At 63.2% G+C, this 9,782-nt stretch carries 10 protein-coding genes and 2 pseudogenes; 9 read left to right on the forward strand and 3 right to left on the reverse strand.

Going from position 1 to position 9,782, the window contains the following annotated elements; genetic code table 11:
* The 4 genes from PMI40_RS23355 to PMI40_RS15680 form a co-directional block, all read left to right on the forward strand.
* Positions 1-1,425 (forward strand): phage tail sheath C-terminal domain-containing protein (locus tag PMI40_RS23355; RefSeq protein ID WP_238540962.1); only part of this gene is annotated, 1,425 nt, incomplete at its 5' end.
* 367 nt (positions 1,426-1,792) lie between these two features.
* Positions 1,793-2,701, forward strand: coding sequence for a carboxylesterase (locus PMI40_RS15670; RefSeq protein ID WP_040502164.1), 909 nt, complete (start codon positions 1,793-1,795; stop codon positions 2,699-2,701).
* Positions 2,702-2,841: 140 nt separating this feature from the next.
* On the forward strand, positions 2,842-3,318 hold the full coding sequence (locus tag PMI40_RS15675; protein ID WP_008117237.1) for a DUF4118 domain-containing protein: 477 nt from the start codon (positions 2,842-2,844) through the stop codon (positions 3,316-3,318).
* A 104-nt stretch (positions 3,319-3,422) separates the two neighbouring features.
* Positions 3,423-3,848, forward strand: coding sequence for a hypothetical protein (locus tag PMI40_RS15680; protein WP_008117240.1), 426 nt, complete (start codon positions 3,423-3,425; stop codon positions 3,846-3,848).
* Here PMI40_RS15680 and PMI40_RS15685 read toward each other — a convergent pair.
* Positions 3,845-5,299, reverse strand: a complete 1,455-nt coding sequence (locus tag PMI40_RS15685; RefSeq protein ID WP_008117242.1) for a PLP-dependent aminotransferase family protein — start codon at positions 5,297-5,299, stop codon at positions 3,845-3,847. The genes PMI40_RS15680 and PMI40_RS15685 overlap by 4 nt on opposite strands.
* Positions 5,300-5,397: 98 nt before the next feature.
* On the opposite strand from PMI40_RS15685, the pseudogene PMI40_RS15690 reads away from it, so the two are divergent.
* A pseudogene (locus PMI40_RS15690) lies at positions 5,398-6,138 on the forward strand (GNAT family N-acetyltransferase); the annotation flags it as partial.
* Here PMI40_RS15690 and PMI40_RS15695 read toward each other — a convergent pair.
* Complete coding sequence (locus PMI40_RS15695; RefSeq protein ID WP_008117247.1) at positions 6,132-7,031, reverse strand: LysR family transcriptional regulator; 900 nt, start codon at positions 7,029-7,031, stop codon at positions 6,132-6,134. The pseudogene PMI40_RS15690 and the gene PMI40_RS15695 sit on opposite strands and share 7 nt — an antisense overlap.
* A 146-nt stretch (positions 7,032-7,177) precedes the next feature.
* Here PMI40_RS15695 and argC point away from each other — a divergent pair, with 146 nt between their 5' ends.
* Positions 7,178-8,110, forward strand: coding sequence for an N-acetyl-gamma-glutamyl-phosphate reductase (gene argC, locus PMI40_RS15700; protein WP_008117249.1), 933 nt, complete (start codon positions 7,178-7,180; stop codon positions 8,108-8,110).
* Positions 8,111-8,219: 109 nt separating this feature from the next.
* Positions 8,220-8,495, forward strand: coding sequence for a hypothetical protein (locus tag PMI40_RS15705; RefSeq protein ID WP_238540963.1), 276 nt, complete (start codon positions 8,220-8,222; stop codon positions 8,493-8,495).
* 33 nt (positions 8,496-8,528) lie between these two features.
* Here PMI40_RS15705 and PMI40_RS15710 read toward each other — a convergent pair whose 3' ends face one another.
* Positions 8,529-9,296 carry a sulfite exporter TauE/SafE family protein gene (locus PMI40_RS15710; protein ID WP_040502168.1) on the reverse strand — a complete coding sequence of 256 codons (768 nt, stop codon included), beginning with the start codon at positions 9,294-9,296 and terminating at the stop codon, positions 8,529-8,531.
* Between the two features lie 32 nt (positions 9,297-9,328).
* Between PMI40_RS15710 and PMI40_RS24030 the strand changes: the two genes are divergently transcribed.
* Both PMI40_RS24030 and PMI40_RS15715 read left to right on the forward strand, forming a co-directional pair.
* Positions 9,329-9,466: a hypothetical protein gene (locus tag PMI40_RS24030; RefSeq protein ID WP_008117255.1), complete on the forward strand. Its 138-nt coding sequence runs from the start codon at positions 9,329-9,331 to the stop codon at positions 9,464-9,466.
* Positions 9,467-9,636: 170 nt separating this feature from the next.
* Positions 9,637-9,782: pseudogene (locus PMI40_RS15715) on the forward strand (3-oxoacyl-ACP reductase); the annotation flags it as partial.

Raw genomic sequence — 9,782 nt, forward strand, 5'->3', positions numbered from 1 at the left:
CAGCCAGGACATGGTGTAACGCGCTTACGCGTCACCTGCATCGATTTTGGTCGAGCCATCGGCTTCGGGTTCTGGATGTCCATTGGCACTATTCAACAATGTCACCACCGCAATACTTCACGCATTTTGGAGCATCTCATGGGCGCACCCGGCATCGCCGTTGAAGAGCGAGAATATCAAACCACATCGACGCATATAAGCCCGACTGTACCGTTATTTATCGGAAGATTCGGCCATGATGGAACCAACTGGCTTGCTGCTACGTCCCCTTGCCTTTTTGTCGACAATGAACTCGAACTGAGGCGACTGTTTCCCAACTCGATACAAGCAACCGTTGTCATCGATGGCGACCGCGTTTCGGTCGATGGCACGATCGTCGAAGCTGGCGCACTGGCCATCAGTCATTATTTTGCAAACGGTGGAGGCCCATGTCGCTTGCGGCCTATCCAAGTCGCTGGCGACACGGGTTATGACACCGCCATTGACGAACTCAAGGAGGCAACCTTACTCGCCTGCGTGCTCGACGCGGCGACCAACCTCAAGAATATCCATTCGATTGCTGCAGAATACCTAGCAGCCCAGCCCGGCAGATTTTACATCTGCAACATGAAAGACAAGGACACCGCTCCGGCCTTGCCCGACGGGCATGGCGCGCATACCGCGCTGTACCACCCTTACCTGACTTTGCATTGCAGGCATTGGCGCAGCGACGACGCGATCACAGTCAGCGGGCATGCCGACACCGACGTAAGCACTCTAGCGGACTTGAAAATCGTTGACCGTGCGCTATACGCCGTGGCCGACCGCGAGTTGAGGGCATTGCAGGAACAATATGCGTATATACAAATGCCGCCCAGCGCAGCAGTAGCCGCTGCCTATTGCAAGACCGATCGCGAGCGCGGGGTATGGAAGGCCCCTGCCAACATCGTCATCAACAATGCCACGCCCTACGAGAGAGTCACCGACGCCCAGCAGGCCGACCTCAACGACAAGGGCATCAATGCCATCCGCATCATCGACGGCCAGACCACCATCTGGGGTGCCCGCACCTGTGAAGTGACCGACCGCCAATGGCGCTACATCAATGTGCGCCGACTGTTCAATCAGGTCCAGCGCGACGTCGGGGACATCATGCAGCGTTACCAGGGCGAGCCTAATACATCGGCTACCTGGGTACGCGCCGAGACCACCATTGCCAACTACCTCTATCACCTCTGGCAGTTGGGGGCATTGCTGGGGCAACGGCCGCAAGAGGCTTACCAGGTGACGGTAGGCCTGGAAGAGACCGCCGGTACCGTCAACGGTGACAGCGATGACAACGACGACGGCGACGATAGCGAGGCCAAGATGATCGCCAGCATTTGCCTGGCTCCTTCGAAGCCAGCCGAATTCATCGCGCTGCAGGTCGGCCAGGGGCTGCAATAAACATTCGCTCCCCTGCGCCGCACAGCGGCAGCATCTCGAGCCCCGGCGTGGCAAAGCCGGGGCTTTTTTGCGTTTGTGCCGCATCCTTACGAATTCGCTGTGCACGCTTGGCGGCGCGCAAGCGTTATCTGCAGGGTAATGCAGCCGGAAGATGTACGGCGCGGCCACCCAGGAAATCGTGGCATGCTGCTAGCAACATTTCTGTATGGCAGTTAGACTTGCAACATGTAAAGCCGGTCGCAACGCGAATACGGAATTGCCACAAGGAAACAATCGTCGTCATCGTAACGGCGGTGGCCTGGTGGCAGCGGGGGGCGAACGATTCGCCAGTTATCGGGCCTGCGGGTTCGATGCGACAACGATACTTATGGAATCACCTTCATCCACGCCACACAAGGACGAGCCTGTTGCAGTGGACCGCCAGGGCGGCCCGCACAAGGAACACGCCGTGATCCTGCTGCACGGCCTGTGCGGCTCGCAGCTCGAACTGGGTTCGATCCCCAAGCAGCTCAAGAAGATCGGCTGCACCGTCATTGCCCTCAACATCGACAATTACTCGGCCGCGCTGACCGATCCCGCGGTCATGCCCGATTGGCAACAATGGTGCGCCGTGGTCGAAAGCAAGATCGCCCGCCTGAAGGAAGAATTCAAGACCGTCTCCATCTGCGGCCTGTCGATGGGCGCCACGCTGGCCCTGGCGGTGGCCGCGCGCAGCACCGAACTGCTGTCGGTGGTGCTGCTGTCGCCGGTGCTGCAATACGACGGCTGGTCGGTGCCGTGGTACCAGAAGCTGCTGACCGTGGTATTCGACGCCGGCATCCGTAACTGGTCCTACAAGGAAAGCGATCCCTACGGCATCAAGAACATCGACATGCGCCGTCGCGTCGCCGCCGCGCTCGAAAAAGACGGCGTGGCCGCCGTGGGCGCGGCGTCGATCCCGGCCCGGCACCTGCGCGCGGCGCTACGCATGATGGACTATGTGCACGCGTCGTTGCCGCAAGTGCAGGCCAGCACCCTGATCATCCACTCGATCGACGACGAGACCGCCTCGCCCAAGAATGCCGAGGTGATCCTGCAGAACATTTCGTCGGAAGTGCGCAAGGTGATCTGGCTGGGCGATTGTTATCACATCATCACGGTCGACAACGAACGCGAGATCGTCACCAACGAAGCGGTGCTGTTCATCAAGCGAGCGCTTGAATTGCACGGCCATGAGGTCTCGGGCAAGTACGTTGCCCACATGTCGCCGCTGAAGGACCGGCGTCAGCCGGCCTGACGGGCGTCAAAACAACACCGGCATGCAAATACCGACCTTGTGTCAGCATCCTGCAAGACGACTTTCCTAACATGCAAGAATTGCGCTAACACGCAAATCCAGAGAAGATGGATCCCGCCCTCCTATATTCACGTGCCGCCATGAGCATGATCAAATTGAAAAACGCAAAAAGCTGGCGTCCGCAGGGCCTGAGACCCCTGTACAGCAGCGCCATCGGCTTCATTGCGGCATTCGGCCTGCGCTATGCGCTGGCGCCCTTCGTCGACGAGGCGCTGTCGATGCTGTTCTTTGCGGTCAACTGCATCGTCATCAGCTACCTGTTCGGCCTGGTCTACTCGATGGGCCTGCTGGTCATCAGCATCCCCACTGCGATGTTCTTCTTCCGCAAGCCCTTCTATACGATGGATGGGCTGGAAGACAAGGATATCTTCATGATCGTGGTCTACACCGTCATCATCATGACCGCCTCCATCATCATCGAGTGGCTGCAGCGCGAGCGCTACGCGGCGGTGTTGCAGCAACGCGTATCGGAGACCCGCTACCGACTGCTGATCGAATCCGACCAGGCGCATCGCGCCGAATACGCCACGCAGTTCGAGAAGGGCGACAAGGCCTGATCATGGCGCGGCATTGATTGTCGTATTGTCATCAGGAACACCCCGATGGCTGCCTCCTTTCCCATCTGCCAAGATGGATTCATGCAACGCCAGAGGAGGCAACCATGACGAACATTTCTCCCAGGGTCCTGGTCATCGATCCGGATCTCGACGCCATCGAACTGGCGCGCTTCGCCCTCTGGCGCAGCGGCTTGCCATGTACTTTCCAGTGGTTCGACGATGCCGCACTGGCCAATGCATCGCTGCTGACCCAGGCGCTGTGCCGCTCGCGCGAGCTGCCGGCCCTGATCATGCTCGACCCGCGCGGCTTTGCCGGCAGCGAAGGTTACGAATTATTGCGCACGCTGTGCAGCTACCAGGTGCTGGCCGAGATTCCATTGGTGCTGTTCACCTCTGCCCCGCTGTCCTCGGATTTTCGCGCCGACCAGGACAGCCGCATCTGGTATGCCTCGAAAGACCAGGATCCCCTGCTCTACATGGAAACCCTGAGCCGCTGCGTCCAGGCGCGCCTGGCCGAAAGCGTGCTCTAGCGGGTGCAGCCCTTGACGATGCGCGCCAGGTGGCGCATCAGCGGCGCGAATTGTTCGGCCGAGGTATTGCCGTAGCCCAGCACCAGGCCATTGGCCGTGGAGGTCGATGCAGGCGACGCGAACGACGACAAGGCACCCACGTTCATGCCCTTGGCGCGCGCAGCCGCGCTGACGGCACGATCGTCCACACCGGCTGGCAGGCGAATGGTCAGGTGCAGGCCCGCATCGCCACCCAGCACTTCGTGTTCGACACCAAGACAGCTCGCCAGGGCCGCGCGCAGCGCCTGCTGCCGTTCCCGGTATAGCCGGCGCATGCGTCCAAGGTGACGCGAGAACTGGCCGCTGGCAATGAACTCGGCCAGCGCCAGCTGTTCCAGCCGATGGCCTCCGCGCAGCAATTCACCCAGGGCCGCCACGGCACGCACCGCACTCGACTGCGGCAGCACCAGGAACCCGATCCGCAGTGCCGGGAACATGGTCTTGCTGAAGGTGCCCACGTACAACACCGGTGCATCCGCCACCAGGCCCTGCATGGCCACCACGGGATGACCACGATGGCGGAAATCGCTATCGTAATCGTCCTCGATGATCCAGCTTCCCTTGCTGCGCGCCTGCGCGATCAACTCCAGCCGACGCGCCAACGACAGCACCGCGCCACAGGGATACTGGTGCGACGGCGTCACATGGATCAGGCGCGGCGCGCGACCGCGCCAGGCGCGCGCCGGGATGGCGATTCCCTCGGCATCGACCGGCATGCCAACCACCTTCAGGTCGCCTGCCTGAAAGGCGGCGCGCGCACCGCCATATCCCGGGTCTTCCATCCAGGCCAGGTCGCCGGCATTGGCGAACAGGCGCACGCACAACGACAATGCCCCCTGCGCGCCCTCGGTCACGACGATGCGCGAGGCATCGCAACGCACGCCCCGCGCCACACCCAGGTATTGGGCAATCGCCTCGCGCAGGGCCGGCTCGCCCAGCGGATCGCCGTAGCCGAGTACCTGCGGTGAAGCCGCCCGCAAGGCGCGCTCCTGGGCCCGTAGCCAGGCATTGACCGGAAACCGCGCCAAAGCCGGCATGCCGGGTGTGAGGGGCAACGAACGGTCGCCCGCATCGCGCGCCGGCGACATGCTGGCGACCCGGCGCGAAGCCCTGGGCGCGGGCAAGGCCGCCGTCGGCGGCGCCGGATGGGACGGCCTTGGCCCGAGCTGCGCCACCCGCGTACCCTGCCGATCGGCCTGCGCGTAGCCTTCGGCGATCAACTGCTCGTACACCGCCAGCACCGTATTGCGCGACACCTGCAACTCTTCGCACAGCGTGCGCGAGGATGGCAACCTGCTGCCCGGCGCCAGGCGGCCGTCCAGGATGGCCTGGCGCAGACGTTCCAGCAATTGCCGCTGTCGCGATGGCGCGCCGGGTGCGAGGTCTAGCGCCGACAACAGGAGATGATGCATCGTGGCCCTATCAGAATCCATTGACTTGGTACTTTTTATAATGCCACGAAAGACTTATCTTTTGCCATGTCGATGTCGACCACTTCCACCTCCGTCACATGCCAATGAACCAAGTCCCCGCCCCCGCAGACAGCACCCTCAATCAATGGAACCAGCCGGTAGGCCAAGCCATGCCGCATTGGCAGCCTCGCGCACTGCCGTCACGGCTGCAGCTGCAAGGGCGTTATTGCCGGCTCGAACCGATCGACGCCGAACGCCATGCACGGGATTTGTTCGAGGCGTTCGCCAGCGCCCCCGATGGCAGTGACTGGACCTACATGGCCAGCGGCCCGTTCGCCAGCATCGACGACTATCGCCAGTACGCACAGAAGCTGCAGCAGAGCCACGACCCGCTGCACTTCACGGTGATCGACCTGGCCAGCGGTCGCGCCGTGGGCAGCCTGGCACTGATGCGCATCGACGCCGCCAATGGCGTCATCGAGGTCGGCCACGTGGCGCTGTCACGTCGCCTCAAGCGCACGCGGGTCGCCACCGAGGCGCAATTCCTGCTGATGCAGCATGCGTTCGATACGCTCGGCTATCGTCGTTACGAATGGAAATGCGATAGCCTCAATGCGCCCTCCCGGCGCGCCGCCCAGCGCCTGGGCTTCAGTTTTGAAGGCGTGTTCCGGCAAGCCATCGTCTATCGCCAGCGCAGTCGCGACACGGCCTGGTTTTCGATCATCGATGGCGAGTGGCCGACGCTGCGTACTGCCTTCACAGCCTGGCTCGATCCGGCCAACTTCGACGCCGACGGCCAGCAACGGCAATCGCTGGCGGCCTTGCGTAGCGCTCAGGCCTGACGCAACTGCCACAGCGCATCGAGCACGGTGGCCGTGGCGGGCTCGGGCGCGCCGCTGCGATGGGCGATCCCCAGGCCGCGCCATAGCTTGGGGCGCAGCGGCCGCATCACGATGCGAGGGTCGACGTAGGGCGCTTCGCTCTCGTGCTGCGCTCCCTCATGCGGCAGCAGGGTCGCGCCGTAGCCGGCCGCCACCAGGCTCTTGACGGCGTCGTTGTAATTGAGCTGGATGCGCGGCGTCGGATGTTCGCCGGCGCTGGCGAACCATTCGCTGGTCAGCCGCGAGAGCCGGGTGTCGGGCGCATTGAGAATCAAGGGCTGCGCCGCCAGCCATTGAGGCGTGACCGACCTGGGCGCACGCCACTGCGCCGGGACGAAGGCCATCACCGGATCGCGCCGCCATGGGCGCACCGCCAGCCCCGCCACCGCCGCCTGCGGCAACGCCACCAAGCCGATATCGAGGGTTCCTGCCGATAGCCGCGCCAGGGTCTCGGCCGACGTCAGCACCATCACCTGCACATCGATGTCGGGATGGCTCTGCCCCAGTCGTTGCAACGCCTGCGGCAGCAGGTAAGCGATGGCGCCGGTGGACGCGCCCAGCCTGACCCTGCCCTCCAGCCCCTGCACCTGGCGACGCACCTCTTCCAGCGCCTGGTCGGCGTCCGCCAGCAACTGGCGTGCCCGCCTCACCAGGCCCTCGCCCACCCCCGACGGTCGCACCTGGCTGCGCTGTCGCAACAGCAATGTGGCGCCTACCCGGCTTTCCAGTTCGCTGATGTGCAAGCTCACCGTAGGGGGCGCCAGATGCAGCACACGCGCCGCGGCCGCAAACGAGCCGAGGTCGACGATGGCCACCAGCGTACGAAGTTGATCGAGGTTGAGTTCGCGCATGCTTGCAGTCCGGCAATGGGGTTGTCCACATTCAGGAAACCTGAACATAGGGTTCGGAATATTCAACTTTTCCGATTATACGACTTGTCGCATGATGCCCCTGTCACCCATCTTCGGCGCGAGCGCGCATCACAGGAGCGAACATCATGAGCAAACAGGCACTGGTCTTCATCGACGGCGATCAAGGCACCACCGGGCTGCAGATCAACGAACGCCTGCGCGGGCGCACCGACCTGCAGGTACTGACGCTGCCGGCGGCCGAGCGCAAGGACCTGCGGCGCCGCGCCGACGCCATCAATGCCGCCGACATCGCCCTGCTGTGCCTGCCGGATGCCGCCGCGCGCGAGGCGGTGGCCCTGGTCGAGAACCCCGCGGTACGCATCATCGATGCCAGCTCGGCCCATCGCACCGATGCCCAGTGGACCTATGGCTTTGCCGAACTCTCGCCCGAGCAACCCGGGCGCATTGCGCGCGCCCGTCGCGTGACCAATCCCGGTTGCTACCCGACCGGCGCCATCGCCTTGCTGGGCCCGCTGGTCAAGGCCGGCCTGGTGCCGGCCGACTATCCGCTGGTGCTCCATGCGGTGTCGGGATACTCGGGCGGCGGCCGCGCCCAGGTCGAGCAGTACGAAGGCGCCGACACCGACGCCGCCGCGCCCTTTGTCCTGTATGGCTTGGGCCTGGCCCACAAGCACCCGCCCGAGATCCAGCTGCATGCGGCGTTAAGCCAGCGCCCACTGTTCGTTCCATCGTATGGCGCGTTCCGCCAAGGCATCGTGCTCAGCATTGCGTTGCATGCCAGCCTGCTACCTGCCGGCGCCAGCCAGCAGGCCTTGCGTGCCACGCTGGAGCAGCACTACCAGGGCGCGCAAGCGGTGCGGGTATGGTCGGCCCAGCAAAGCCTGGAGGCGGCCAGGCTCGACCCGACCATCCATAACAACACCAACGACATGACGCTGGGTGTATTCGGTAACGAAGCCGAAGGCCACATCATGTTATGCGCGGTGTTCGACAATCTGGGCAAGGGTGCCTCGGGGGCGGCGGTGCAGAACCTGGACCTGATGTTGAGCGCGCTGTGAGGCTCGTGGCGTGAGGCTGGCCTGCGCCGCCGTCTCACGGCGCAGGAGCCGGATGCTTGACAAACTCATCCGTTGACAGCGTGACAGGCAGGAACGTCGGCGCTGTGGCATGATGCGTGCTCGTCATTCCATCCACGACTTACAGGCCCCCCGCATCATGGCAGGTCCCATCGGCAAAAATGTCCAGAAATACATGGGCGCGACTATCAACCTGACACCGGTATTGCGCACCGACGGCAAGTGGACCGCTTTCGTCCACATCGATTTTCCCGACCGCACCACGCATGATTTCGGCGATTTCCAGCCCGGCAATACGAAGATGGAAGCGTTGCAGAATGCGGTCACGGCAGCCGAGAACTACGTCGCCACGCACAAGAAGCGCTAAGCCCTTCCCATCGACCGCATCAGGTGCGGCGGTTTATTGGCCGTTGATCATCATCCACACCGACAACACCAGCAGCGCCCCGCAGAACAGGATGCGCAAGCGGCGCTCGGGCAAGTGGTGTGCCAGCGCCACGCCCCAGGAGATACTGAGCAGGCCGCCGAGCGCCATCGGAATACCGACGGTCCAGTTGACGTGGCCGGCACTGGCATAAGTCCACAAGGCCACCAGCGTACCGGGCGTGACCATCGCCAGGCCCAGTCCCTGGGCGGCGGTCTGGGTGGCGCCGAAGAACGCGGTCAGCATCGGCACCGCAACGATGGCGCCGCCCACGCTGAAGAACCCGGCCGAAGCCCCGGCCGACATCCCTACCCCGAACATGTACTTGCGCGGCAGCACGATATTGCGTTCGCTCGGCTGCTTCTTGCGCAGCAACGTCCACAGGTAATACAGCGCCAGCAACCCCATGAAAGCGGCAAAGCAGAAGTGCAGCAGGTGGGCATCGATGCTGGTGGCCAGCCGCGCCGAGAAATAAGTCGTCACGATGGCGGGCACGCACATCATCAGGGCCGAGCTCCACTCGATCTTGTTGCGCTGCTTGTAGCGCCAGAAGGCGATGGCCACGTTGGGCACGATCATCACCAGCGAGGTGCCCTGCGCCAGTTGCTGGTCCATCCCGTACAGGTAGCCCAGCACCGGAATGGCGATCAACCCGCCGCCGATGCCGAACAATCCCCCCATTACGCCAAGTACTGCGCCCAACACGAAGTTGAGCAGGCTCGCCAAGAACAAGGAATCCATCATCGGTGTAAAGTGTTGCGTCTGCCGTGCGTGCGATGCATTCAACGCTGCATCGCACGCACGGCATTCAATTAAAAAAGGAGACGATCATGAGCGGCGTCATCGTATTCGCGCTTGAGATGGGCGTGGTCGCCATCATTGCGCTGGCGATCTACATGGTGGTCAAGAAATAGGCCACCGCCGGAACGCCGGTCGGACATCCGCACGAAGTCTGCCAGTTTAGCGCAGCTGTGGGCGGCTGTCCCGGGCCGGGCGGCACGACCGATCGATCGATCTCCAGATGTGCCATGGCATGCAAGCCCCCAATAGGACATCGCCAACACTTCAAGCAAAGGAAGAACAAATGGATTTAGGACTCAAGGGCAAGACCGCGCTGGTATGCGCATCGAGCAAGGGATTGGGACGCGCCTGCGCGCTGTCGCTGGCGCGTGAAGGCGTGGCCGTCACCATGCTGGCGCGCGGGTCCGAGGCATTGGAAGCGGCAGGCGC

Origin of the sequence: Herbaspirillum sp. YR522 (assembly GCF_000282575.1) — a bacterium.
Taxonomy (GTDB): domain Bacteria; phylum Pseudomonadota; class Gammaproteobacteria; order Burkholderiales; family Burkholderiaceae_D; genus Herbaspirillum.

What these genes read in the sequence shown, in the direction of transcription:
- PMI40_RS15670 (WP_040502164.1), top strand. Translation starts at nt 1,793, where the DNA reads ATGGAATCACCTTCATCCACGCCACACAAGGACGAGCCTGTTGCAGTG.
- PMI40_RS15675 (WP_008117237.1), top strand. Translation starts at nt 2,842, where the DNA reads ATGAGCATGATCAAATTGAAAAACGCAAAAAGCTGGCGTCCGCAGGGC.
- PMI40_RS15680 (WP_008117240.1), top strand. Translation starts at nt 3,423, where the DNA reads ATGACGAACATTTCTCCCAGGGTCCTGGTCATCGATCCGGATCTCGAC.
- PMI40_RS15685 (WP_008117242.1), bottom strand. Translation starts at nt 5,299, where the DNA reads ATGCATCATCTCCTGTTGTCGGCGCTAGACCTCGCACCCGGCGCGCCA.
- PMI40_RS15695 (WP_008117247.1), bottom strand. Translation starts at nt 7,031, where the DNA reads ATGCGCGAACTCAACCTCGATCAACTTCGTACGCTGGTGGCCATCGTC.
- argC (WP_008117249.1), top strand. Translation starts at nt 7,178, where the DNA reads ATGAGCAAACAGGCACTGGTCTTCATCGACGGCGATCAAGGCACCACC.
- PMI40_RS15705 (WP_238540963.1), top strand. Translation starts at nt 8,220, where the DNA reads ATGATGCGTGCTCGTCATTCCATCCACGACTTACAGGCCCCCCGCATC.
- PMI40_RS15710 (WP_040502168.1), bottom strand. Translation starts at nt 9,296, where the DNA reads ATGATGGATTCCTTGTTCTTGGCGAGCCTGCTCAACTTCGTGTTGGGC.
- PMI40_RS24030 (WP_008117255.1), top strand. Translation starts at nt 9,329, where the DNA reads ATGCATTCAACGCTGCATCGCACGCACGGCATTCAATTAAAAAAGGAG.